Source organism: Gracilimonas qinghaiensis, from assembly GCF_046602855.1.
In the GTDB taxonomy this organism is placed as follows: domain Bacteria; phylum Bacteroidota; class Rhodothermia; order Balneolales; family Balneolaceae; genus Gracilimonas.
Genome location: NZ_JBKINJ010000001.1, coordinates 1,117,181 through 1,142,525, shown reverse-complemented (window position 1 = coordinate 1,142,525; position 25,345 = coordinate 1,117,181). Strand labels below are relative to the sequence as shown.

The 25,345-nt window shown below is 41.0% G+C and carries 26 protein-coding genes; 9 read left to right on the top strand and 17 right to left on the bottom strand.

Going from position 1 to position 25,345, the window contains the following annotated elements; genetic code table 11:
* Positions 1–39: 39 nt before the first annotated feature.
* Positions 40–1,107, top strand: a complete 1,068-nt coding sequence (locus tag ACKGJO_RS05125; protein ID WP_411322327.1) for a hypothetical protein — start codon at positions 40–42, stop codon at positions 1,105–1,107.
* Between the two features lie 15 nt (positions 1,108–1,122).
* Here the strand turns inward: ACKGJO_RS05125 and ACKGJO_RS05120 are convergent, their stop codons facing one another.
* Positions 1,123–1,788, bottom strand: coding sequence for a lysophospholipid acyltransferase family protein (locus ACKGJO_RS05120; protein ID WP_411322326.1), 666 nt, complete (start codon positions 1,786–1,788; stop codon positions 1,123–1,125).
* A gap of 48 nt (positions 1,789–1,836) precedes the next feature.
* Between ACKGJO_RS05120 and ACKGJO_RS05115 the strand changes: the two genes are divergently transcribed.
* The 3 genes from ACKGJO_RS05115 to ACKGJO_RS05105 all read left to right on the top strand — a co-directional run bounded on the left by ACKGJO_RS05115 (position 1,837) and on the right by ACKGJO_RS05105 (position 3,820).
* A complete protein-coding gene (locus ACKGJO_RS05115; RefSeq protein ID WP_411322324.1) occupies positions 1,837–2,052 on the top strand; it encodes a hypothetical protein in 216 nt (71 codons plus the stop codon).
* Positions 2,053–2,496 (top strand): O-methyltransferase, encoded by a 444-nt coding sequence (locus tag ACKGJO_RS05110; protein WP_411323277.1) that lies wholly within the window; start codon positions 2,053–2,055, stop codon positions 2,494–2,496.
* 79 nt (positions 2,497–2,575) lie between these two features.
* Entirely contained in the window at positions 2,576–3,820 is a 1,245-nt protein-coding gene (locus ACKGJO_RS05105; protein ID WP_411322323.1) for a glycosyltransferase family 4 protein, read from the top strand.
* Positions 3,821–3,906: 86 nt separating this feature from the next.
* On the opposite strand, the gene ACKGJO_RS05100 is transcribed toward ACKGJO_RS05105, so the two are convergent.
* Together ACKGJO_RS05100 and ACKGJO_RS05095 are read right to left on the bottom strand one after the other, a co-directional pair.
* The gene (locus ACKGJO_RS05100; RefSeq protein ID WP_411322322.1) at positions 3,907–5,052 is read right to left on the bottom strand and encodes a THUMP domain-containing class I SAM-dependent RNA methyltransferase; all 1,146 of its coding nucleotides are present in this window, start codon (positions 5,050–5,052) and stop codon (positions 3,907–3,909) included.
* An 81-nt stretch (positions 5,053–5,133) separates the two neighbouring features.
* The gene (locus tag ACKGJO_RS05095; protein WP_411322321.1) at positions 5,134–5,565 is read right to left on the bottom strand and encodes an FKBP-type peptidyl-prolyl cis-trans isomerase; all 432 of its coding nucleotides are present in this window, start codon (positions 5,563–5,565) and stop codon (positions 5,134–5,136) included.
* 81 nt (positions 5,566–5,646) lie between these two features.
* Here ACKGJO_RS05095 and ACKGJO_RS05090 point away from each other — a divergent pair, with 81 nt between their 5' ends.
* A complete protein-coding gene (locus tag ACKGJO_RS05090) occupies positions 5,647–6,081 on the top strand; it encodes a CoA-binding protein (RefSeq protein WP_411322320.1) in 435 nt (144 codons plus the stop codon).
* A 53-nt stretch (positions 6,082–6,134) separates the two neighbouring features.
* On the opposite strand, the gene ACKGJO_RS05085 is transcribed toward ACKGJO_RS05090, so the two are convergent.
* Together ACKGJO_RS05085 and ACKGJO_RS05080 are read right to left on the bottom strand one after the other, a co-directional pair.
* Entirely contained in the window at positions 6,135–6,623 is a 489-nt protein-coding gene (locus tag ACKGJO_RS05085) for a YajQ family cyclic di-GMP-binding protein (RefSeq protein WP_411322319.1), read from the bottom strand.
* Positions 6,624–6,707: 84 nt separating this feature from the next.
* Complete coding sequence (locus ACKGJO_RS05080; protein ID WP_411322318.1) at positions 6,708–7,391, bottom strand: hypothetical protein; 684 nt, start codon at positions 7,389–7,391, stop codon at positions 6,708–6,710.
* A 45-nt stretch (positions 7,392–7,436) separates the two neighbouring features.
* Between ACKGJO_RS05080 and ACKGJO_RS05075 the strand changes: the two genes are divergently transcribed.
* Positions 7,437–7,766 (top strand): gamma-butyrobetaine hydroxylase-like domain-containing protein, encoded by a 330-nt coding sequence (locus tag ACKGJO_RS05075; protein WP_411322317.1) that lies wholly within the window; start codon positions 7,437–7,439, stop codon positions 7,764–7,766.
* A gap of 112 nt (positions 7,767–7,878) precedes the next feature.
* The gene (locus tag ACKGJO_RS05070; RefSeq protein WP_411322316.1) at positions 7,879–8,898 is read left to right on the top strand and encodes a Fe(3+) ABC transporter substrate-binding protein; all 1,020 of its coding nucleotides are present in this window, start codon (positions 7,879–7,881) and stop codon (positions 8,896–8,898) included.
* A gap of 60 nt (positions 8,899–8,958) precedes the next feature.
* On the opposite strand, the gene ACKGJO_RS05065 is transcribed toward ACKGJO_RS05070, so the two are convergent.
* The 7 genes from ACKGJO_RS05065 to ACKGJO_RS05035 are packed head-to-tail and all read right to left on the bottom strand — an operon-like array spanning position 8,959 to position 18,945.
* A complete protein-coding gene (locus ACKGJO_RS05065; RefSeq protein ID WP_411322315.1) occupies positions 8,959–10,653 on the bottom strand; it encodes an ABC transporter permease in 1,695 nt (564 codons plus the stop codon).
* Between the two features lie 33 nt (positions 10,654–10,686).
* On the bottom strand, positions 10,687–12,126 hold the full coding sequence (locus ACKGJO_RS05060; protein ID WP_411322314.1) for a phytoene desaturase family protein: 1,440 nt from the start codon (positions 12,124–12,126) through the stop codon (positions 10,687–10,689).
* A 9-nt stretch (positions 12,127–12,135) separates the two neighbouring features.
* Positions 12,136–13,797, bottom strand: a complete 1,662-nt coding sequence (locus ACKGJO_RS05055; RefSeq protein ID WP_411322313.1) for a S8 family peptidase — start codon at positions 13,795–13,797, stop codon at positions 12,136–12,138.
* A gap of 22 nt (positions 13,798–13,819) precedes the next feature.
* A complete protein-coding gene (locus ACKGJO_RS05050; protein ID WP_411322312.1) occupies positions 13,820–14,959 on the bottom strand; it encodes a DUF445 domain-containing protein in 1,140 nt (379 codons plus the stop codon).
* A gap of 32 nt (positions 14,960–14,991) precedes the next feature.
* Positions 14,992–15,438: an rRNA maturation RNase YbeY gene (gene ybeY / locus ACKGJO_RS05045; RefSeq protein WP_411322311.1), complete on the bottom strand. Its 447-nt coding sequence runs from the start codon at positions 15,436–15,438 to the stop codon at positions 14,992–14,994.
* A 17-nt stretch (positions 15,439–15,455) separates the two neighbouring features.
* Complete coding sequence (locus ACKGJO_RS05040) at positions 15,456–15,902, bottom strand: hypothetical protein (protein ID WP_411322310.1); 447 nt, start codon at positions 15,900–15,902, stop codon at positions 15,456–15,458.
* A 58-nt stretch (positions 15,903–15,960) separates the two neighbouring features.
* A complete protein-coding gene (locus tag ACKGJO_RS05035; RefSeq protein ID WP_411322309.1) occupies positions 15,961–18,945 on the bottom strand; it encodes a glycosyltransferase family 117 protein in 2,985 nt (994 codons plus the stop codon).
* Between the two features lie 177 nt (positions 18,946–19,122).
* On the opposite strand from ACKGJO_RS05035, the gene ACKGJO_RS05030 reads away from it, so the two are divergent.
* Positions 19,123–20,661, top strand: a complete 1,539-nt coding sequence (locus ACKGJO_RS05030) for a sodium-dependent transporter (RefSeq protein ID WP_411322308.1) — start codon at positions 19,123–19,125, stop codon at positions 20,659–20,661.
* Between the two features lie 64 nt (positions 20,662–20,725).
* Here the strand turns inward: ACKGJO_RS05030 and ACKGJO_RS05025 are convergent, their stop codons facing one another.
* The 3 genes from ACKGJO_RS05025 to ACKGJO_RS05015 form a co-directional block, all read right to left on the bottom strand.
* Positions 20,726–21,292, bottom strand: a complete 567-nt coding sequence (locus ACKGJO_RS05025) for a type 1 glutamine amidotransferase domain-containing protein (protein WP_411322307.1) — start codon at positions 21,290–21,292, stop codon at positions 20,726–20,728.
* Positions 21,293–21,546: 254 nt separating this feature from the next.
* Entirely contained in the window at positions 21,547–22,062 is a 516-nt protein-coding gene (locus ACKGJO_RS05020) for a hypothetical protein (protein WP_411322306.1), read from the bottom strand.
* Positions 22,063–22,440: 378 nt separating this feature from the next.
* Positions 22,441–23,073 (bottom strand): class I SAM-dependent methyltransferase, encoded by a 633-nt coding sequence (locus ACKGJO_RS05015; RefSeq protein WP_411322305.1) that lies wholly within the window; start codon positions 23,071–23,073, stop codon positions 22,441–22,443.
* 709 nt (positions 23,074–23,782) lie between these two features.
* On the opposite strand from ACKGJO_RS05015, the gene ACKGJO_RS05010 reads away from it, so the two are divergent.
* On the top strand, positions 23,783–23,962 hold the full coding sequence (locus ACKGJO_RS05010) for a hypothetical protein (protein ID WP_411322304.1): 180 nt from the start codon (positions 23,783–23,785) through the stop codon (positions 23,960–23,962).
* A gap of 202 nt (positions 23,963–24,164) precedes the next feature.
* Here the strand turns inward: ACKGJO_RS05010 and ACKGJO_RS05005 are convergent, their stop codons facing one another.
* Both ACKGJO_RS05005 and ACKGJO_RS05000 read right to left on the bottom strand, forming a co-directional pair.
* Positions 24,165–24,377, bottom strand: a complete 213-nt coding sequence (locus tag ACKGJO_RS05005) for a YgaP family membrane protein (protein WP_411322303.1) — start codon at positions 24,375–24,377, stop codon at positions 24,165–24,167.
* An 80-nt stretch (positions 24,378–24,457) separates the two neighbouring features.
* Positions 24,458–25,192 carry a Crp/Fnr family transcriptional regulator gene (locus ACKGJO_RS05000; RefSeq protein WP_411322302.1) on the bottom strand — a complete coding sequence of 245 codons (735 nt, stop codon included), beginning with the start codon at positions 25,190–25,192 and terminating at the stop codon, positions 24,458–24,460.
* Positions 25,193–25,345 lie beyond the last annotated feature (153 nt).

Genomic DNA, 25,345 nt, shown 5'->3' with positions numbered 1-25,345 from the left:
AGAATCTTAAATTGAGCCTTTGACTCAAAAAAAATTATTATGAATATAAGTACTGATTTAGATCAAGTTTCTCCGGATCATGGGAAACCACTTGAAGGGTATGAGTGGTGGTATTTCGATGGAATGAGTTATGATGGTGAATTTTCTTTTGTGATCATCTTTTATCATGAAAATCCATTTTCCACTAAAAAGATCAAAGAACTACAGAAAGAACCGGTTGAGGGTAAAATACATCCTGCAATTAGTATCTCAATATATCGAAACAGCAAGCCAGTGTATTATAGTTTCCTGGAATTCGATGAAAAAGCATTTAATTGGGACTCGGAACAACTGAGACTGTGTGTTGACAGCAACAGCTTTCAGTATGATCTAAAAAATGATCTGTTTACTTACAAGATGATACTTGATCAAACTCTTCCGTCTGGTCACAGTTTAAGGGGGTCCATATCCGGTAGCGGACCACTTCCTGAGAAGACGCTTCTTGAATCCAAGAGCAAAGACAAACATTTATGGAATCTGATCCTGCCGAGTCTTCATTTTAATACTGACTTGAGGTTGAATGGTAAGGATGAAAGTGAAGTGATCAAGACAAAGGGTAGGGGTTACCATGACCATAACATTGGTTACGAACCTATGAAGGAAAGTTTTAAGGATTGGTATTGGGGAAGATATCATTATGATGAATTCACACTCATCTATTACCTGATGGAAAAGCATGACGAAAGACAGTTCGAAGCGTGGCTTATTGACAGTGAAAATCACAAAGTGATCGAGTATTTAAGTGAAGCTGAATTGGGGTATAAGGTATCAAATGTGTTTGGATTGAGATCTGCCCGAAAAATCAACTTGAAATCAGCACAAGTAACTGTAAATATTAATTTAAGAGATAAAATTGATAATGGCCCTTTTTATCAGCGATTCATTGCTAATTCAGTAATCAAGTACAAAGGCCAAGTGCATGCAGCGCAAGGTATATCAGAATACATATATCCTGAAAATATATATAAGAAAGTTTACTGGCCACTCGTACATATGAGGCTCAACTATACTAAACACAAGACACATTGGGTGCAAAAATCGCCCCTCATGTATCCCTGGACTTGGTGACCTAAATTATTTAGGCTAAAATTGAGGAATAAAGCCTTCATCAGAAAAGCCGGCTGTTGCTCTAATATGAGCTAAAATTTGTTGCATATCATGCTCAAATAAATTATTTAATTCATTGTTATTCAATTGATTATCATAATCAACTGTATCTCCTATTGATATATATAACTCAGGTTTGGCTGATCGGAACGAATGCATGTATATACCGATTGGAACGAAGTCAATTTCTTCCACTTTTTTATACAGCCAGCTCAAACCATTTTTAAAATCCGGTTTAGATTCTGAGGCGGGTTTGATCTTTCCTTCTGGATAAATAAAGAGACAGGCGTTGTTTCTTTTCAGTGACTCTATAGCATAACGCAATGAGGTTACTGAGGCTTTTGGGTCGTTAAGATCTATGGAGAACGCGCCGATTTTACTGAAGAAGGGATGCTTCTTCATTTGTTTATCCTCCATGATGGCCCGGGCATTTTGTTTGAAGAAATATTCATTCAGATATAAAGGGATCAATCCATCCCACCAGGAGTTATGGTTCAGGAAGTACACTGTTTTAGTATCATCAGAAGGGGTGTATTCCTGTTTAATCCATACCTGTTCGAAAGTTCTCTTTAGTTTCCATTTGGTGTATAAACTGAAAAACCTGATATACAATGGGGATTCGTTGGCTGGTATAAAACTCAAAGCGATCTTTTTTGGTCATAATAGGGGGTTGCCCCTTATCTTTCAAATATGAAGAATTGTAGAAATAAGCACATCGTTCAGATAACTGATCCGGGAATCGAGCAGTATACCTTAAATTTTACATCTGAGGAGTCAGGTACAATAAAGAGTATTATTGCTTTATCTGGCAAAGAGCTCGACTTTATAGACATGCTGAGCGGCGATTTGATTGGTCAGTTACTTAAACTACTCATTTCCGTCAGCGGTGCCCGGAGAGTTCTTTAGATCGGTACTTTTACAGGGTATTCAGCTTTGATGATGGCTGAAGCTCTTCCTGATAGTGGCGAGATCGTCACGATGGAAATGAATGTCAGAAATCAGGAATTAGCGGAACGTCATTTTCGGCAGTACGACAAAAAAGGAGCTATAAAGTTAATTAAAGGAAATGCACAAGATGAGTTACTTGAGCTGAATGGTGAATTCGATATGGTTTATATTGATGCAGATAAACTTAGTTATGAATATTATTATAATCAGGTGATGGATAAATTAAAGTCAGGCGGGTTGATCGTAATGGATAATGTACTTTGGAATGGCGCTGTTCTTGACCTGCAAGATTCCAAAGCAGTGTCTCTTCATGAATTCAATCTCAAGGTTTCTCAGAATGATAGGGTTGAGCAAATTTTGTTACCTATAAGAGACGGACTTCTTATCGTCAAAAAGATATAATATTATTGTTAGAAGATCGCAATTATCAATTGAATTCCAATTGAATACGTATATAAGTTGAATTTCATGAACAAAGCCAATGTCGACTAAAGTACTGATCATCGGAAAAGTTTGGCCTGAACCAAATTCTTCAGCGGCGGGCTCAAGAATGGTGCAGATCATTGAACTGTTCAGGGAGCAAGGCTGGTCCGTTACGTTTGTAACGGCAGCTGCTAAAAGTCCATTTATGGCTGACCTTGAATCCATGGGCGTAAAGACTTATGTCATAAAGCTCAACGATTCCGGTTTCGATGAATTTATCAGACAAATCAAACCTGATATTGTGTTGTACGATCGCTTCATGACGGAAGAGCAGTTTGGTTGGAGGGTTAGAGAGCAGGTGTCTGAGGCAATGACGATTCTTGATACGGAGGATCTTCACTGTTTAAGGCAGGGCCGCCGTAAAGCCTGGAATGAAGGTCGTGAGTTCGATGATGAAGATCTGTACAGTGATATTGCGAAAAGAGAGGTTGCCAGTATCCTGCGCAGTGATCTCTCAATTATGATATCAGAAATTGAAATGAGCATTCTGAGCCAGCATTTTGAAATCAAAGATGATAAAATAATTCATGTTCCGTTTCTTATTGATTCCCTTTGTGAAAATGATATAAATCAATGGCAGCCATATGATAATAGGAAACACTTTATAAGTATTGGAAATTTTTTGCACGAACCAAACTGGAATGCTGTGCTCTATTTAAAAGAAGAGATATGGCCAAAAATTCGTGAGAGACTACCAGATTCAGAGCTCCATATTTACGGAGCTTATCCATCTCAAAAGGTTGAACAATTGCATAATGAGAAAGAGGGGTTTCTGATAAAGGGACGGGCAGATGATGCCAAAAAAGTAGTGAGTGAATCTAGGGTACTACTGGCTCCACTTAGATTTGGGGCAGGTCTAAAAGGTAAGCTAATTGAAGCTATGCAATGCGGGACACCAAGCATAACAACTCCGATTGGAGCAGAAGGTATGCATGACGGCCTTCCGTGGCCTGGGGCTATCTGTAATGATCCGAATAGGTTTGCAGAGGAAGCTGTTCGGTTATATACGAATAAAGATTTGTGGGAGAAATCACAAATTCTCAGTATAGATCTCATAAACACTTTGTATGATAAAAAACAGCATGGTGATAATTTGACAAAGCGCATCTATGAGATTAGAGAAAATCTTTCAGCCCATCGCATGCAACATTTTACAGGAGAAATCTTACATCATCATAAACTTGGAAGTACCAAATATATGAGTAAGTGGATAGAGGCTAAAAACAAGATTAAAGATCTGTAGAGTTCAGGGATTCCAGAGATGAATAACCATTCATTTTATGAATAGTCCATAAATCAAGCCAGTCCCTGATTCCTACATATCTGTGATCAATAGAGTTCATATTCGAGCAAACGGGCATCAATGGTTGAGTTATAGAACTCAATTCTTTGGTTGGTTCGCAACCCGATCTTTTTAGCGAGGTCAAAATTTCCGGTAAACACATATCCCCAATAACCGGTGGCTTCCTGTTTAAAGAAATCTCCAATACCTTCATACGTCGGTTCTAGGTCCTTCTCATTTCCAATGCGGTCTCCGTATGGAGGGTTCAGCATGATCACTCCGGTTTTATCGGAAGGTATCTCTGTTCCACTGAAATCGCATTTATTTATCTCAATATGATGATCCAATCCGGCAGTACGTGCATTTTTACGTGTGGCATTAACAGCTCTTACGTCGTTATCTGTGGCAATGATCCGTCCTTCGAATGATTTATTCGTTTTGTTATTTAGATCGGACCTGAGATCATTCCAGCGGTCTTCATCAAAGCCAAGAATATGCTTTATACCGTAGTTTGGTCGTAATAAGCCGGGAGCTTTGTTGAGGGCTTGCAGGGCTGCCTCAATAGCAATGGTTCCGCTTCCACACATGGGATTGATAAAATGCTGTCCAGGTTCCCATTTGCTTGCCAATATCAGGGCAGCTGCCAGAGTTTCCTGCATGGGTGCTACGCTGGTTTGTGTTCTGTAACCGCGACGGGATATGGATTCGCCGGATGTATCGAGATAGACTTGCGCACGATCGTTTTTCCAGAACACAAAGATCACAGACTTGTTCAAGTTTGAGCCAGAATCCGGCCTCACACCCGTTTTCTGTCGAATTCTATCCACAATTGCATCTTTGGCCTTTAAATTCGCAAACTGTGTGTTGGTAACCGTTTTATTCTTGATGAAAGAGGTTACACTTACGTACCCATGTTTATCAATGTATTCTTCCCACGGAATCTTAATGAGTTCGTTATAGAGTTCTTCAGCATTTTTAGGCCTGCAATCTTTCAGTCTGTAATGCACACGGTGAGCCGTCCTTAAGCTAAGGTTCAGTAACATACAGTCGTTCAGACTGCCCTCAGTTTCTACACCTGCCAGTCTTTCTTTATTGATCGGAAATCTGAGATCCCTAAGTTCTTTTTTAAGGTAAGGGGTTATCCGCTTTGGACAGGTTATGGAAATTGTGCTTTTAGAATCAAAATCAGCCATAGGAGTAGGGTGGGGTTCAAAAATAAAAAAATGGAGTTCCTCTTTAAAAGAACTCCACATATAAATTTAGTTGAACTAAGATCAGTCTACGATCTCAACCAATTCGATGTCAAATACCAGATCTTTGCCTGCGAGAGGGTGATTAGCATCAATAGTGATGTTCTCATCTTCCACTTTCGTGATCTGAACAGGTACCGGCTGGCCATTTGGCTGATTTAACTGCAGTTGCATACCAACTTCAGGTTCAATGTCTTCAGGAAGCTGATCTCGCTCTATAGACAATTCGAGGTCTTCTCTGCGTTCGCCGTAAGCGTCGCCTGTTTCGATGGTTGCTGTGGTCTTATCTCCAACTTCTAAACCAACTACAGCTTTTTCAAAACCGGGAATTAATTTTCCTTCTCCCAGTGTAACTTCCAGCGGATCTCTGGATTCAGATGTATCAAATACTGATCCGTCTTCTAATTTTCCAGTGTAGTGAACTTTTACGGTGTCACCGTCTTTTACTTTAGACAAAATAAATATTGTTTTAATTGTGAATATATTGTGTTAGCAAATATACATAATATTCGAGACAGATGAGGATCGTAAACACCTATGAAGAAGATCAGTGATAACAAAGAAATTCGGGAAATTCTTAAACAGGCTAAAATCATAGCTATGATCGGCTGTTCGCCTAATGAGTACAGAACCAGTAACTATGCAGCCAAATACCTTTCTAAGAAAGGCTACAGGGTCATACCTGTAAATCCAGAGGCTGATGCAATTTACGGCGAAAGGAGTTACAATAGTTTGACCGATATCCCTGATGACGTCAATATCGATATCGTAAACGTTTTCAGGAACTCAAGGTATTCTGCGGATGCAGTCAGTGAAGTTGTAGACTGGAAAGATATGACCGGTCAAAACCCTGTGGTATGGACTCAACTTGATGTTTCGTCTCCCGAAGCAGAGAAGATAGCTGATGAGCATGATATTCCTTATATCAGGAACAGGTGTATCATGGTAGAATGGGATAGGAATTTTAAGTGAATAATGCTCAATGTTAAATAGATACCCTTTAACATTGAGCATTTAAAATTTTATCACTTCAAATTTACAAACTGCAGTGGCACACCCATATCTTTAGCTTTTAGATGTTTGATGACCGCCTGAAGTTCATCGATCTTTTTCCCTGTCACGCGAACCTGATCATCCTGAATTTGAGGCTGAACCTTTAGTTTTAGTCCTTTGATCTCCTTTGTGATCTTTTTGGCTGTTTCTTTGTCAATGCCTTCTTTCAGTTGTACATCCATCTTTAAATGACCCTGAGATGTTCCCTGCGGTTCTTTAAAATCCAGTACTTTAGGGCTGATATTTCTCTTGATGAAATTCTTGATAAGCATGTCTTTAACTGCCTCGAGCTTCATACTTTCAGCAGCTACTAAATGGATCCTGTTTTCTTTTTTGTGAAACTCAACTTCTGTGTGTAACCCCCTGAAATCGTATCGTGTATTGATCTCTTTTAAGGTATTATTAATGGCGTTATCAACTTCCTGAACATCAATTTTATTTACGATATCAAATGAGGCCATAGGGGGTATTTTGGTTTATAATAGTTGGGTTTTAAAATAAGAGAATAAAACAATGTATAATATTTCATGTTTTCTTATTCCTTTTCAAAATTCGTCATTTTCCAGTCTTTCGGCAATTTTTTTAGATAGTGTTTTTTCCAAATAAAGTTCATCTTCTTCAGGGATCATGGTCTTGAAGCTTTTGATCGCTCCATTTTGTTTATACTCGATCTCGATGACCCCCTCAGAGAACCATGAATAGGTTACGAAATCATCCCATTTGATCTGCCGGTCAAGTAATATCAAGCCTTTAGCCCTGAATTCGGGAACTAAACGAATTGTCAGCCCATACAATCCAAACGCAATAATTGATAGGCCAGATGTAACACGAATGGGAGTTATGGGAATGTCTGAAAATATTGAGGTTCGCTGTATCCCGAATAGGATCACTCCAAGAGCGATCACATTTGGTAAAACATCGGTCCAGAAGGACCGGTTTACGTACAAAATCTTACCTGCATCCATTTTTTGATTGAATTGTTGAATTGAAGCCCCAAAAAAGAACCCGAAAAGTGATGCATACATATTTGCCATGGTAAATCCTGCAGCAGCTTCAGGAAAGTATCCTATTCTGTGTAATAACTGCAGGCTCAGAAAAAGTAACAGAACCAAAATAAGTGTAATCGATGAGCGTCTTGGTGTGATCTGATCGATGTGCAGTAGACGCGAATGACCCAAATAAATACTGACAAGAGAAACTATAATTGTGGAAACAACTATCCAAAGCATTGGTTAATTTTGACGTGGTTCAAATTAAAAGCATATAAGGTACTAATGGACGAAAACGTAACACCCACAGGTATTGAAGTTAGCAATAAAGATCAGGTTCTGGAAATCGCATGGAGCGATAATGTTGTTTCCAGATATCCACTACATGGTTTAAGAGTAAATTGTCCTTGTGTAATGTGCAGAGGCGGGCATGGAAATATGGGAGATTTTGAACCTGAAGCTTTTTTAGAAGAAGATCCACCAAGGATCGAGATCCGAAATATTGAACAGGTTGGTAATCATGCTATTAAGATAACCTGGGGAGACGGCCATAATTCAGGCATGTATCAATGGAAGACTCTCAGATGGCTTGATCCTGAGAATCATAAGCAGTGAACGTATCCTTTTATAAAGCAGTGAAATTTTATTTAGACTCTATCTAAATAAAGTCTTAGTTTTAATTCATTCTAAATATATAAAGAATGTAATTTTAACTTAAATTTATATTATGAAATCTTTTCTTTTGTCGACCATTGTGATCGCAATGTTCATGGTTTCTTGTTCAAGTCAGCAAGAGGTGAATGTTTACTCAGCACGTCACTATGACACAGATCAGGATCTATACAGTCAGTTTACTAAGGAAACCGGCATTGAGGTAAACCTGATCGAAGGTGGATCAGATGAACTAATTGAACGCGTAAAGAGTGAAGGGCTTAATTCTCCTGCCGATGTCCTGATAACGGTAGACGCAGGTAGGCTTTGGAGAGCTGAAGAGGCGGATATCTTGCAACCAATTGAATCGGAAACACTTGAGGAGCGAATTCCATCCTCTTTCAGGCATCCTAAAGGACTTTGGATCGGACTGTCAAAAAGGGTCCGCGGTTTAGTAGTTAATCCTGATGCTGTAGAGGATCCTGAGGACCTGACTTACGAGGATCTTGCAGATCCTAGATTTGAAGATCGGGTTTGTATCCGCTCATCAAATAACATATATAACCAATCTCTGGTTGCCTCCATGGTGGAAACCATCGGAGCGGAAGCCACAGAAGAGTGGGCCAATGGCTTGGTTTCAAATATGGCCCGCGAGCCGCAAGGTGGTGACAGGGATCAGATCCGTGCTGTTGCTGCCGGTGTATGTGATGTGGCTGTCGCAAACCACTATTACCTTGCTGTTATGATAACAGGAGATGATGAAGCTGATAAGGAAGCCGCATCCAAAGTGCAATTCGTATTTCCAAATCAGGGGGAGGGCGAACGAGGTGCCCATGTCAATATCAGTGGTGCCGGCATTCTTAAGAATGCTCCCAATAAAGACAATGCTGTACGTTTTCTTGAATATCTGACCACACCGGAAGCTCAGGAATATTTTATTAGCGGTAATAATGAATATCCGATAAACGATGAAGCTGATGTAGCACCGGTTCTTCAGGAATTTGGAGAGTATAAGAGTGATTCAGTGAATGTATCAGCTTTAGGGAGTAATAACCCTGAAGCCATAAGAATTATGGATAGAGCCGGCTGGAAGTAGTCAATTCTAACTTATAAAATGACTAATAAATTGCCTCGTACGCTTTGCGTCGGGGCTTTTTTATTGCGTTTCAGACTTTCTGGATTTTGCTATAGAACGACTGATAATGATCACCGGAATGATTCCAACCAATACGATCATCAAAGCGGCTCCGGCCGATTCAGCCAGTCGCTCATCTGAAGCATAGCGATACACTTGAACCGCCAGGGTATCAAAATTGAAAGGTCGAACAATAAGCGTAGCGGGCAGCTCTTTCATTACATCCACAAATACAAGGAGAGCAGCTGTAAGCAGGCCACCCGACATCATGGGAATGTGGATCTTTCTTAGAACTTTAGAAAAGCGATGTCCTAGTCCGCGTGCGGCTTCATCCATATTTGGTGTAATTTTTTCCATGCTGGCTTCCACACCGCCATATGAGACGGATAAAAATCGAACCAGATAGGCAAATATCATTGCGAAGATGGTTCCACTTAGTAACAATCCGGTTGAAAAGCCAAACTGCTCTCTGAAGAACCCGTCAATGGTGTTATCAAAGAGACCAAATGGAATCAACACACCTACAGCGATCACCGAGCCGGGAACAGCATATCCGAGTGAGCTGATGCGGTTGAATACTTTAACATAACGGTTTGGATTTAATCGGGCTGAATAAGCCATTACAAGTGCCAAAAGAACAGCCAAAAAACCTGTTATAGCTGATACAGTGAAAGAATTCAGTGCCAGTTCGAGAAATTTAAAATCCAATAGTTCAAGGTTGGAGAAGAACATTTCCAGTAAAAGGATCATTGGAATCACGAAACCAATCAGCACAGGAATAAAACAAACAGTGAATGCGAGCGCAGATCTTGCTCCTTTGAGTTCAAATCGGTTCAAACGTTTAAAACGCGTGGAATTGGATTTCTCATTACTGATCTTATTTCGTGACCATCTTTCAAGAATGAGCAGTACCACGATAAATGCCAGCAAGAAGGCAGCGAGCTGAGCTGCAGCGGGTCGTTCACCCAAACCAAACCAGGTTCTGTAGATACCGGTGGTAAATGTTTGCACTCCAAAATATTGTACCGTCCCAAAGTCATTCAAGGTTTCCATGAGGGCTAATGCCATTCCTGCTGCAATTCCGGGTCTTGCCACAGGGAGAGCAACTCGAATGAAACTTTGCCAGGTTGAATAGCCCATGATCCGGCTTGCTTCAAGAAGCGTGGTAGATTGCTCAAGAAAAGAAGACCTGGTTAGCATATATACGTAGGGGTAAAAAGCCAGAGACATAATAAGTATAGCACCTTCAACCGATCTGATATTTGGAAACCAGTACTCATCAATTCCTAATCCAAATAGATTTCTGATCATATTTTGCAATGGACCGGTTATGTCTAAAAAATCGGTATAAATATAAGCCAGTAAATAAGCAGGTATGGCGAACGGTAATATAGATGCCCATTCGAATATTTTTCGTCCGGGAAACTCGGTCATAGTGATGAGCCATGCAGAAGATACCCCAATTAATATCACTCCGATTGAAACGCCTGTGATAAGTAAAAGAGAATTTTTGATATAGTCATCAAGCACTGTTGAGGCCAGGTGACTCCAAATTTCACCTGCCGGTGTGAAAACTGAAAAGACAACCGTTAGGATGGGAATGGATATCAATAGGGCTATTAGAAGGCTCAGTAAGGTCCATTGCCTCGATCGACTTTTTTGTCGGCTGGAATTCGATCTCAAGTTTTGAATAGTTGTATGCAGCGCTTTTAGCATGCTCAAAGATAAACTTATATCACTTTATATATATTATGAGATGTGAAACTCATTTTTTAAAACGGATTCTGCCGCATGATAACCTGGCATTCCATGAACACCACCGCCGGGAGGAGTAGAGGAAGAGCAAATATATAAACCACTGGCCGGTATTTTATACGGGTCCCATTTCAAGATGGGGCGGCCAAACAGCTGCGTTATCGTTTGTGCACCACCATTAATATCTCCGCCAATATAATTGAAATTGTACTGTTCCATTTCCATGGCATGCATGGTATGCTTACTGATGATGGTGTCCTTGAATCCGGGAGCATATCGTTCGATCTGATCCTCAATGATATCTGTCATGTCATCTTCTGAACCGTTCGGAACATGGCAGTAAGCCCATAGCGTATGTTTGCCATCAGGAGCTCTTGTGGAGTCACAAACTGATGGTTGAGAAACCAGTACATAAGGCTTTTCAGCGTGTTCACCATCCCAAACGGCCTGCTCGGCTAAGGCTATTTCGCGATAGGTTCCGCCCAAATGTAATGTACCTGCTTTTCGTGCTTCCTCGTTTGTCCATGGAACAGGCTCAGATAAAGCCCAATCCATTTTAAAGGTTCCGGGCCCATATTTGTAACTTCTAAGTTTGTTTAAATATGCTTTTGGCAGATCATTTTCTGCAATTCGTGCGATCTGATGAGGAGTAAGGTCAAATAAAACGGCTTTTGCAGGTGGAATATCAGATAGCTTTTTAACGTGGTACCCCGTTTTGATCTCCCCGCCAAGTGACTTAAATAACTCTGACATGGCATTAGTTATAGTAGCAGACCCACCTTTAGCTACAGGCCAGCCAACAGAATGTGCCGAAGCCCCCAAAACAATACCGAAAGAGGCGGTGAAAGACCGGGTTAATGGGACGATACTGTGTGCAGCACATCCTGTAAACAATGCCTTGGTTTTTTCCTTTTTAAATAATGAATCACCCAAAAGCTTTGCAGAAAACATCCCATACCATCCAAATTTAGCCATGAGAAGTGGATGTTGAGGGATGCGTAACGTTCCAAAGATATCCTGAGATAAATAGTCCCACTGGTTTACAAATTCATTATATAATTTGAGGTAAGCGTCTTTATCGATTCCAAGTCCTTCTGCTGTTTTCTCAAGTGATCGGTAAGCTATAGCGGCGTCACCATCTTCAAGAGGATGGGCGTAAGCCACTTCGGGCTGTATGAATTCAAGTCCAAACTTATCAAGGTTTAAGGTTCTTAAGTAAGGGGATCCGGCTGCAGTGGGATGGACCGCTGAGCAGACATCATGCAAAAAACCCGGCTCGGTCAATTCCATTGTGCGTGTGCCACCGCCTATGGTTTCTTTTGCTTCAAGAACAAGAACTTTCAAACCCTCCTGTGACAAACGGATAGCTGAACTCAGTCCGTTAGGCCCTGAGCCCACAATAACAGCATCATAATCATGGTTTGATCGACTCATAGAATTGAATTACCTGCTGAGTTCTTCTGCTGTTCTAATGGCATTGTATGCATTGATAATTCCACCTGTTGAAGATAGTTCTGAAAAAGAAACAGCACTCATATCACCAGGTTTATAGACACTTAAATTTATCTTGGTTACGGTTTTTAGCAAAATGTCCTTTATCTGTGTGGTACTCAAATCCGGGTAATAGGACATCATCAGAGCGGCAATACCTGACACCACGGGCGCGGCCATACTTGTACCGCTGTTCTTTTCATATTCATCGCCGGGGTAAGTGGAATACACATCAACACCGGGTGCAAAAACGTCAACGGTGTTTTTGCCATAGTTACTGAAGCTGGCCACAAGGGTAGAATCTGTTTTCCATGAAGTGGCACCAACGCTAAGAAAGTTAATAGCCTGATTGCCATCCTCATAAAATCGACTTGGAAAGGAGTCAGTCTCATCAATATTCTCACTTCCATTACCGGCTCCTGAAACCAAGAGTACACCCTGTTCATCTGCAAATTTGATGGCGGCATCAACATATTCTTTTTGAGGGGAGTAGCCTTTTCCAAAACTCATATTAATGACCTTTGCCCCATTTTCAGTTGCGTACCTTATTGCATTTGCCACATCCTTATCACGTTCATCCCCATCAGGCACCGTTCTGACGATCATCAATTCAATGTAGTCTGCAATTCCCTGGGCACCAATATTATTGTTTCGGATCGCACCTACAATTCCTGCCACATGGGTACCGTGATCACTCCTTGGGCCTTTTACATCATTGTTTCCATAATAGCGATTACTGAGATCATCATAGTCATCACCCACAATGTAGCGAGGGTCAAAATCCGGGTTCAATCCATATTCACTCAGATCATTGAGTTGCTGATTATATTCGTCCAGATCTTCAATATCCTTTTCTGTGGCTCCATTTGCTTTTAAGCTGCTGATGATCTGTTTGGACTGTAATGTTTGCTGATCTTCGTTGCCGGTAAGTTGAAGACTGTCTTCCGGAATATCATCAATACTGTCGATACCCAGCGTATTTTTAGCAAATTGAACGGCCATCCTTATCTGAGTGATCTGCTGTAACTCCTGTTGGTTTCTATTCACTCGTGTTTGGTAAGCCTCTTTGATATCAAGGAAGTATTGGTATTCATCCATTTTGTCAGAAGGAATTTCTGAAGGATCTTTTTCTTTGAATTCATCCCTCATCTCAGCATAAAGACGGGTAACTTCATAAGTATCTTTGTCAACATTTTCTCCATCCGCACCGCCAATAAAATTCCAGCCGTTAAGGTCATCTACATAACCATTGCCATCATCATCAATATTATTACCGGGGATTTCATCATCATTTATCCAGATCTTATCGGAAAGGTCTTCATGTTCGATATCAGTTCCTGAATCAATGATGGCAACGATCACTTTTTGTCTGGGTGATTTACCGGACAGTAATTCCTGGTATGCCTGCTCCACGCCGGTTCCGGTGTAGCTTTCATTCAGGGCAGGGGTCAGGTGCCAGGTCTCAGTTGGTGTTTCAGCTGCTGGTTTGAATGAATTAATGGTGAAACTATTTGCCGAGTGGCTGATCTCATCAGTTATATTTTTGGTACTGTTGCAACTGACCACAAAGATGAGGACTGCTATTATATAAAATGCCCTGGATACTGTTTTCATAATAATTAGCCAATAATTTGAATTAGTTTGTTCTCTTGATCCTGATCAAAATCATGTCCAGGAACAGTGTTATCCCTATTATAGCAGAAATAACAAGTAAGCTGGCAATTGGTTCCCAGATAATCAGCCCACCAAAAGTACCTAAAACTGCACCTAAATACTGAATATATTGCAATTGATCATTACTGGCATTTTTGATGAGGGTCTCCAGTTTCTTCTCATCGTATTGTCTCAAATTATCTTCAACAAGTGCTTGAACATCCAGCTGATTGATAAGTTTATACAGCATTTTTGTAACCATTTCTTCTATCACTGAACCGTTTTCATCCAGTTTTTCTGGCAGTTCATCCAAAAAGGTATCCATCTTATTCAAACTGTTCTCAATACCGGTCGGAAGTTTGAGCAAGGCACTTTCAACCAAGTCCTGCATTTCCTGACCTTTAAAGAAACTGTAGGCTCTTAGCGCTACTTTTTCAAATGATTTTTCATCAACTGCCTCGTCGATCTGCTCGATCAGTTTTTTTGCAATATTGGATCTGATCTCCCGATCAGCGATCATCTCATCCACATAACCCACTGCTATCTGTTTCAGATTGAAACGGAATTCAGGGTCATCTATGATCTTTTTTATATAGACGGTCGCTTTCTCACGATACTTTGCAATGGCTTCTGACTCATGGACCTTTTGCTTTATGATCTCCGGGTTGATGAGGTCTTCAGATACCGCGCGAGACAGGCGATAGGCAATTCGGTCTTTTTGGGCCGGTATCAAACCCTGACCGAGAATTGGCCGCTTATATGTGGGCCGAAAAAGCATAGTGATAGCGATCCAGTTCGTTAAAAAACCGATCAATCCGCTTATGCTAACAATTCGGAGTATGCCTTCAAAGTTGAAGGTGTGATCAAAAAAGGCAGCTTCGTATCCTGTAAAATCCCAATAAAACGAGAATACAAATATTCCCAGCAGAATATAGGGTAATCCAAAAAGAAGGTTCAGCAACCACCGGTATTCCAAGGTTTTCTTAGGCGGGATATCACGGTTACCTGACGGAAGTTCCTTGGCACTGTGTTTATCAACCTGGGCGCGAAGCAGATCCCAAAGCTGCATTCCAAAAGCCTTGGTTTGTTCCTTGATGATATTTGGTTTGTTATCGGTGCTCATTCACTTTTTGAAGTGATGTACGTAAAGTCTGCTTATTTGTTGTCTTCAGACAACGCCAGATATTTGTCTTCAAGTTCGGTCATGGACCTTTTTTCTTCCTCAGTCTGATCATTATAACCGATCAGGTGCAAAAGACCGTGTATCAGTATTCGTTCAAACTCACGTTCTGCAGACTCTCCAAATTCCTGAGCTTGTTCCTTAATCCTTGGGGCACAGCAGAATAATGTGCCCTCGATCTCTTGGTCACCATCAGATTCTTCATCATACCGAAAGGAGATAATATCGGTAACGTAATCTCTGTCTAAATGTTCATTGTTGATGCGTATGATCTCTTCTTCATCAACGTAGACCAACTCAACGAAACTATAAACCACTTTTTCATGTACCTCGATCAATGATAAGATCTTCTGAGCGGTCGGTTGATCAAGAGGAACATTGACCGAACTCTCATTAAATGACTGCAAAGTCGGTTCACTCATTGGTGGAGGAGATGGGTTTAGAATGAAAAATCATCATCCATAGACTCAGTGAGTGAAAGTGCAATACCGCACATCATCAGGTCTTCGGGAAGTTGAGTGAAGTCGCCGGTCAATATGGATTGATCCACGTTGGCATACAAGCTGCATCCGGCTGTTTTCTCAACGATAAGTCCGGAGGTTTTTTCACCGGATCGTCCGAAAAAGGTGACTTGCTGCAGCATTTCACTGGCAACAAAAGCGGTGCAGTTATGCAGCTGCAGAAAGGTGTTATAAGCATACACGGAAACCATGTTCATGGTTTCTCCGTCTACCTGAAGCCCAAGATGAATCTCCAGGGCTAATTTTCGGGGATCATCTTCGTTCTTTACCTCAAATCGGAATACATCATTACCAAGCGGTTTTGGAGATGTACCAAGTACTTTGGCGATCTCATCGATATTTTCTTTTGTAAATTTGTGAATCATAACTGCTTATTAATATGCTTTGAATATAATATAGTGCGGTAAATAATTAAACAGGCACTTATTTAATTCCTAAACCGTACCGACTGATCTCAGCCTCGCTTTCCGTTTTACTAGCCGGCATAGCAGGGAAATCGGGTCCCATGAAGGAATCAACTTCCATTGCCAATTGCTCTGCTTTATCAGTTTCTTCTGCCATAAAGTACGCGTATTGAACAAGGGTGAGTGACTGCCTGACCGTCCTAACCTGTGTCAGATATTCCTGAGCATCTTCATTCAATTGATTCAACTCTGATCTGATCTCACGCTGACGGCTAATATCACCCTGACTTCTTGCGCTTTCAAACTCATTTCGTAATTCGTTGAATTTTGTTTCAACTCGCACAAAATTATTCAGGCTTGCATTAAGGTCGTTTAGCAGGGGAGCCTCAGCAGTACCAGCTAATCTTGTTGCATCTTCGCCTAAACCAACCTGGGCATAGCGTACTGAGTACAAGAGTTTGATAGACTCATTGGTCTCAGAAGGCCTGAAGGGGATCTTATCTTCGCCCCATTTCAGCCAGTAACCGGCACTGTCCGCCTGTCCTTTTTCCATGAATTTCATGGCAAGGGACATGAAGTTGAATCGGTAATTGCTCAACATTCTTCTAATATTTTCATCGAGATATACATCCGGATTGTCCCATTCTCTGAACTGAAATTTATTCAGGCGATCAATGAAGATCCTGGTGTTAATGTGGCCATCCTGTCCGGCTCCAAAATTCTTAGGGACTACCCGATAGGCTTTACCTTCAGTTCTGAAGTAATCCTGAAGGTTTAGCTGGCTTTGAGATGAAACCGTATTGGCAAAGTAAACCGGTCTTAGCCAATTATTGGTTCGGAGAAGATCCAGAATGAGGTGATCCTGAGTCTGCAAGTAGTAGATACTGTTGCCCTGTTGGTCCTGTCCATATAGGCGACCATCTAATTGCCAGTTCATTGTCTCATCTAATGAATCGACAGGCATTTCAAAATCAATGCCCTTACGTAAAACCTGTAAGGAAGTATCTTGAGGTATACCAATTGATTCCTTGTAATTCCGATCATCGGAAAATGCCTGTCTCAGCATTTCTTTATTCACAGGAATATTGATCTGCTGAGGTTGCCACTGTGATAAACCGGAAGTGACGCGTTCTATCTCCTCATCAGAAAGTGAAATAGGAAGTGGTGCCGACTCATGCGACCATTGATCCCGTAATTGCTTGATATACCAATCTGTATTTAACAGGCTCAGACATACTATACGGACATCCGTTCTGACACCTTCAACTTCCTGCAAGTACCATAACGGGAAGGTGTCATTATCACCGTTGGTGAACAAGATCGAATTTGGTGCCGTGGATTCCAGCAGGTTACGGGCATAGTCTGGTGCCACATAACGGCCACTGCGGTCATGGTCATCCCAATTCTGGTAACCCATCCAGACAGGGGAGGCGATCATGGTGAGCATCAAAACACCCACGCCGGCCCACCTGTTCCTGATAGAGTTGGTAACCAGTTCGATCAATCCGGTCACCCCCAAACCGATCCAGATCGAGAAAGCAAAGAAGGACCCCACGTAAGCATAATCCCGTTCCCGGGGTTGATAGGGGGTTTGATTCAGGAATACGATGATAGCCAGTCCTGTGACAATAAATAAAGCCAATACGGCAAAAGCCCGCTTCCAATCCGAATTAAAGTGATATATCATCCCAAAGAGCCCAAGCAGAAAAGGAATAAAGAAATACGCATTGCTGGCCTTATTACTTGGATAGGCAGGAGCAGTGAATCCGGATTGCCAACCGGCATCCTGAACATCAGCCTGCCGACCAATGAAATTCCAGTTAAAGTACCTTACATACATATGATTCACCTGATAGTTCCAGAAGAAGTCCCAGTCTGAACTGTATCTGGAGTAGTAGTCAATATGATTTGGAGCCGGTGAATAACGGCGGGGGAAAAACTTTTCAGCATCTCTTGTTATCTGCTCGGTACTGTCGTCAAAATAATTTCCTTTCAGAATAGGAGTGGCGCCATATTGCTCACGTTTCAGGTAACTGATAAAGGCTTCGGTGGTTTCAGGATCGTTTTCATCAATTGGGGGATCTGCAATAGAACGTATCATGATAACCGAATAGGAGGAAAAACCGATCAATATCATCGCATAACTGATGGTGATGATATTTGCCAGGCGCATCTTCTTGATGTGCGTATAGTAGATGCCAAATGCTACCACTATCATGATCAGAAAAATAAACGCGATCGGACTTATAAGACCATAAGTTGCTTCATCCATTCCATTTGCGATGCTTGGTATATTCTGAATAGTGAACGGATAGATTGCAAAGAAAGTAACAACGGATATGCCTCCCATGGCCAGGAACGACTTCCACTCAAATTCGTAGAGTTTGAAGTAGACGATCAAAGCTACAAAGAACAGAGCAAGCAAATTCAATAAGTGAACACCAATGGCTAAGCCGAACATATAAGCGATCAGTACGAGCCATCGTTCATTATAGTTTTTGTCATAGTTTTCTGCCCATTTAAGTGCCAGCCACACTACAATAGCGGTAAAGAACATTGAAAGGGCATATACTTCGGCCTCCACAGCGTTGAACCAAAAGGTATCAGTTACGGCAAAGGTCATGGCGCCAACAAATGCACCTCCGTACATGCCGATCTGATCAAAGAAATTCATTGCATCAGGATCGCCTTTCCATTCACGTACCAGTCGTACGATGATCAGATATAGAAGCATAATAGTCAGTGCTGATGAAAGGGCACTGATAAAGTTAATGCTTACTGCTACATAGGCCGTAGGCATGAACATGGAAAAAACTCTCCCGAGCAGGGAATAGAAGGGGGCTCCCGGCGGGTGATTGACCTGAAGTCCGTGACCTACTGCTATAAACTCACCGGCATCCCAAAAACTGGCAGTGGGAGCCAGTGTCAGTATATAGATGATCAGTGAAGCGAAGAATGCTAAAAGTGCCAGATATTTGTTCGTTGTCTTGTGATCTGCAAACATAAAAATAAGTTAACGGCTCAAAAAAGGTTTTGGAATATTGTTGAATACACTTTATGATTGGCTCGCAATGATAAGCACAGCCTTATATTAATCAAAATAAGATACATAAGATTTTAAACTTCTCGCAGCCAAAACGAGAGGCAGCCCTTTTGTATTGTAACTGAAAATAAAACTCCTATGTCAGCACCTTCTAAAGAACGATTTTCCACTAAAATGGGAATGATCCTTAGTGTATTGGGAATTGCAGTCGGAACCGGTAACATTTGGCGCTTTCCCCGAATTGCAGCTCAAAATGGTGGGGAGGAAGGAGCCGGGGCCTTTTTATTTGCCTGGATCTGTTTTCTTTTGCTTTGGTCTATACCTCTTATTATTGCAGAATATGGAATGGGACGTAATGGACGTAAAGGCGTTGTTGGATCTTTCGTGGCACTCATTGGCGAAAAAAGAGGGTGGCTCGGAGGCTTTGTAGGGTTTGTTGCTACAGCCATTATGTTCTATTACAGTGTGGTAGCGAGCTGGTGCCTGTATTACCTGATCACTTCCATTACTACGGCTCTTCCGGCAGATCTTCAGCAGGCTAATGCTATATGGGAGGGATTTCAGGGGTCGAACTGGCCGCTGGCCGGGCATGCACTGGTAATGGGTATCGGTGGATTCATTGTGCTCAAAGGTATTTCATCTATTGAAAAGGTTAATAAGATACTTATACCTTCTCTTCTTTTGGTTTTGGTCATCTCCCTGTTCAAAGCCCTTTCTCTTGAGGGAAGTGGACTTGGAATTGAATATCTATTTACGCCGGATTGGTCAACCCTGAAAAAACCGGGAATATGGCTGGAAGCCCTGACACAAAATGCCTGGGATACGGGTGCTGCCTGGGGACTCATTCTCACTTACGCTGCTTATATGCGCAAAAGTGATGATGTAACCATCAGTGCCTTTCAAACCGGTATCGGTAATAACATGGTCTCTTTGGTTGCGGCCATCATCATCTTCTCAACAGTATTCGGGACTTTAAGTCCTGCCATGGGGAGTGGTGAGATCCTTGAAGTAATGCAAACTTCAGGGCCTGCTTCAACCGGTCTGACTTTTATCTGGATGCCTCAGCTATTTGCAACCATGGGAGGCGGTGGGATCTTTGCCATCCTTTTCTTTCTGGGACTTACTTTTGCTGCTTTCAGTTCGCTGATCTCCATGATAGAGCTGGCTGTTAAGGTCTTTGTAGATATGGGAGCTGTTCGAAAGAGAGCTACTGTTGTGATCTGTCTCGCTGGATTTGGTTTCGGTATGCCATCTGCCCTGAACCTTGACTTCTTCGCCAATCAGGATTTTGTTTGGGGCGTGGGACTGATGGTTTCCGGAGCTTTGATCTCATATGCAGTCATCAAATATGGAACCACTAAATTCCGTAATGAGCTTATCAATACAGAAGAACGCTCATCTACACTTGGCAAATGGTGGGAGATCATCATTAAGTATGTGGTGCCTGTAGAAGTTGTAACCTTATTGGGATGGTGGATGTATTTAAGTGCCACTGAATATGCCCCTGATACCTGGTATAATCCTTTAAGTCCGTTCTCAGTGATGACCGTGATCGTACAATGGGGTATTGCCCTGGGATTGGTCTGGTTCTTCCGTAAGCGACTGATGAAGAGCGATGCAGGAAGCAACATTGAGAAAAGTGACAGTGCAGGTGAAGGCCATGGGCAAGAAAGCTAATTCAAAAAATAAAAAGGCTCCGCATTTAACGGAGCCTTCTTGCATTAAAACTGTTCAGACTTGGTCAAGCGGTCATTTGTTCATTATGTACTCCTTCCCGGATCTCTTCGATCATTTTATCATTAAAGGCCGGCAGATCTTCAGGACTTCGGCTTGTTGTCAATCCCTGATCTACAACTACCTCATTATCGACCCATCTTGCACCGGCATTCTTAAGATCGGTTTTTATAGATGGGTATGAAGTTAGTTCACGACCCTGCAGTACATCTGCTTCGATCAATAGTTGCGGCCCGTGGCAAATGGCAGAAACGGGTTTGCCGTCACTGAAGAAATCTCTTACAAACTGAATGGCGTCACTATTCATACGCAATTGATCGGGATTCATAACGCCGCCAGGCAGTAAAAGCGAATCGTAGTCGGAGGCTGAAACTTCATCCAATGTTTTGTCTACATCAAAATTATCTCCCCAGTTACCATCATCCCAACTTTTTATTGGGCCTGAGTCGGGAGCGACCAAATGTGTTTCTGCACCAGCTTTATTAAGTTCTTCTCTGGGATTGGTTAGTTCAATTTCTTCGAATCCATTGGTTGCTAAAATTGCAACTTTCTTTCCATCTAGTTGATTACTCATGAGGATCTCCTTTCATATTCTATTCTCTCTGTTTCATTATTAAAATGAATTTTAACCGATCAGAATTCCGCCGAAAGCATAAGTGGCTACAATCAAACAAATGAGGGATCCTTATATTTAAAGCGGTCTTACATCCGGCTTAATTTTGTAAGTAAAGAAGATTACCGACAGTAATTTATTTAAGAAGCGGATTATCTAATCTCAAAGATTTAGTAAGCAAGTTGGAATTGACCATAACGAAGAGCAAGATTCCTCTATTCCGTTCTAACAATCTCCACTTCTGTTGCTGATAACCAATGAAAGGCTCCGGTCTGCTGATCCACGATCTTTAGTCCAACCGTAATCTTTGAACCGGTTTCCCAGGTTGGACCTCCTCGTGAAAGTATTACAAGTTTCTGAGGATTACTTTGATCTTGCCGGAATTCCATATCACTGGGACGCCAGATCTCATTTCCCTTGACCACGTATTGTTGCATAACCTCAATAGAGCTTTTGATAGGATCTCCATCTGTTCGAACCAGTGTATTTTTTAAGATCAGTCTTACCGGGGGATCCACGATCGGCATAAAATCTCTCCAAGTGTATGATTCGATCCTATATTCAACTTCTCCGATCATAGTTGAAGAGGAGGACGATCGTATCTGGGATGCAATTTCCTGATCCTGTATTATATCACCATTCTTTGGCGATTCAGGATCTAATGAGGCACTGCTGACACAACCTGCAATAGTAAATATGATCACGGCCAATAGTAGGATAGAAACTCTCATAACTTTGGATATTTATTAGAACCACTTTTGAAAAGGTGTCATATTAAACAAAATAATTCAAGAAAATACTGAACTTATTCTTCTCAAAACCTCAATATCTTACTGAATCAATTCAAAAGAAATAGTATCATCGTGTGTAGTAAAAGTTTCTGCCTCAAATTTCCAGTTACCGTAAGTTATAGGTAATAACCGTTGGTGTAACTTGTATAGGATCGATCAGATACCCACAAAGTTAGGAAGGGAGCGGTGATCTCAAACACTAACAAACCAGACAACCCGTGGAGATTATGGGTCAACCCATGGCTAAACATTTAAAATAAATATCTTCGAAAACCAACGACAAAGCAGCTGCTGACTCCCGGCAGATCCGCGTGCGTTTTATAGCGTCTTGTTAGGCTTGTACTTTCGGTACAGCGCATAAATATATGGACGTGGATCGCCGCTAGGGTTGATATATGTATAATCTTCGTGTTTGATTAGTTCAAAGTCTGAGCCCATGCGTCTTGTCATTTCTTCTATGGAGTAGCGATGGAGTTCAAGGCCTGCGCATTTTTGAACTCCTAAAGTCGAGAACTCTGCCAGTAATGCGTATCCGCCTGGTTTTATCACGGACTGTAAGTTCATAAAGTACCCCTGAATATCTTTTTCCTCGAGCAAAAAATGAAGTACAGCACGATCAATCCAAATATCGGCTGGGGGACTTCCTTCGGGTAAGGGTTTGGATATATCGCATTGCAGCCATGTTAGATTCTTACTTGTACCAACCCGCTTTCTAAGCTTATTCAGGGCTTTATCGCTGATATCGTTCAGAACGATTTGATAGCCTCTCGCCAAAAGCTCATCGACAAGCATGGAAGTTCCTGCCCCCGGGAGGAAGACCGTAGCGGACTCAGACTGTGGAATTTCCTCTAGAAACTTCAGCGTCTGTGAGATATTTTTCTCGTACCAGCCAAGTTCGGGATCAGCTGTGGTGGAGAAGATCCCATTCCAATGTTCATTTCTTGTAGTCATACTTTCCTTCTTGGTAACGACCCGGCATTTAAACGGCGAGCCTGGTTGTTAAAAATTAAAGCCCCGAACGTTAAACGAGTCCGGTTTAAAACGCCTTGTTATGTTTTAAACAGGGTTTACTAAATATTTCTTCCGGATTTAAAGCCGCTTTGATAAGCCTCTGACAAAACAGAGTAATCTAGGAAGATGAAACCGACAGCAATTAATATCAAACTATCAACAAACATCTTGGTTCTATGCTTTCTGTAATTCTTGAAAAAGCTTAATACAAATAAAATTATGCCACCAATTTAACTTAAGTCAATAAGTAGGCCACTTATAAATTTTAGCATGATAAAAGTCTGTATTTAAATTTAGAACATAACATAATATTATTCGAACAATAAGTCCGTTAGGATGAACCGTAAAAAATGGTTCAAACTGGTATCAAGACCATTTCGGTTCGAATATTTTGATTTGAGAAAGATCATACATATTAGCCGTTCGCATATACTCCGGAAAACATTTCAGCCAAAATACCATCTTTGGAAGTAATGTCAATTTATAAGCTTAGGCGAAGGTGTGGGGTACCTGCAGTGGCCGTTTAAATAATGTAGTGTCTTTGTAGAGATGATCTTGTTTGGTTGTTTCGACAACATGCTGTCTTTACAGTGATCAGTAAACAGTAAGCAGTAAACAGTGTTTAAAAAGATAAAATTTGGATTTTTAATTGATAGTTAAATCACGTGGCTGCACGTTGGCAAAAACATTGATCTCAAATTGTGGAATGCTAGCCTTGTCTGAATTTGAGATCCTTCGCGGTATGGATAATAATCCCGTTCAACCCGAAGCCGCTCAGGATGACACCTATAATTTAGAGGAGATCACTAAAACAAAGCCAGGTATTTGAATCATTTTTAACCTTGCCCTAAGGGATGGAGCTACTTGTAGAAATCAAGATCATAGTGTTCACCTAAATCCTGAACATTCATTAGTAATCCTGAAAATCCCGGTTCAAAAAAGTAGCAAAGGTGGGTTCTTGCAACGAGTGTAACGGAAGGATACTCTTGAACATCCTTCCCACACTTTAAATAGCAGTTATTTATAACCTCTTAATCATTCTCTTTTAGTGGACAAGTTCTGATACCAAAGGGAGCATAAAGAGGACAAAAACTGATCAGGCTTGTTAATACAAATACTGCTGCTAAAACTAACAAAGTTATGCCCAGTGTACCACTAATGGTACCTGTGAAGTATAAAATACCTACTACTACTGCAATTATGACTCTGATTACTCGATCTGTTGTTCCCATATTTTTCTTCATGATTCTAAATTTTTTAGTGTTATAAATTAATATGGCATTAATATGGTAACTGATTAATTACTTATCAGTGACTGGGGTCACTACTCTTCAATAATTTTTATACCAATTGAATTTTGAACTACTTTACCTTCAGTTTTAAGCTTGCTTAAGACTCTTGTAACCACTTCGCGGGCTGTTCCTAATTCATTCGCAATCTGGCTATGGCTCATTCTAATGGTGCTATCTTTTGTTAAAAGTGACTTCTTTTTTAAGTGATCATATAGCCTCTTGTCCATATTGTCTACCAGAAGATGACCTATGGTGTTCAAAAGCTCTGTATATCTTAAGTTGAATTGATTGTAGAACAATTCATTGAATTCCGGGTGATCTTTAAGCCATCCCGGTAGATATTTAACCGGAATTAAAAGAATTTTTGAAGCCTCTTCGGTTACTGCAAAAACTTGGCTTGGAGTATTTTTTAAGGCAGCATAAAAAGTCATAACACAGCTTTGGCTGGGTTCGATGTAATAGAGCAGTAATTCTTTCTCATTAAATCTGGAGTAAACCTTAACCAGTCCCTCGATTACGATAGGCAACACTTTTACATATTGTTCTTCCCTTAGAATTTCCGTGCCTTTGGAAAATTCTTTGACTGAAGACAATTCAATTACTTCTTCTCTTAGCTGAGGTTTTAAAAAGGATAAAAATTGTTTATCGAACTCCATCACTGTGTGGTTTATTTCGAAGTTATATTCAAGTTGAGATACATGAAAAGATCCTAAACACTGAATGAAAACCCCTGCCAGATCTTTTGTTGAGTATTCATATTCCCACATTTGTCCTTAAAATTACAACTACCTCGCCAGAATAATTATATGGAATTTAAGATGTAACAGAGGTTTAATGCTTTTAAACGAATAATATTAAAACCCAAAAACCTTGAACATATTACAAAAGAGGAATTAGGAAATCCGAAAATTTATAAAGGG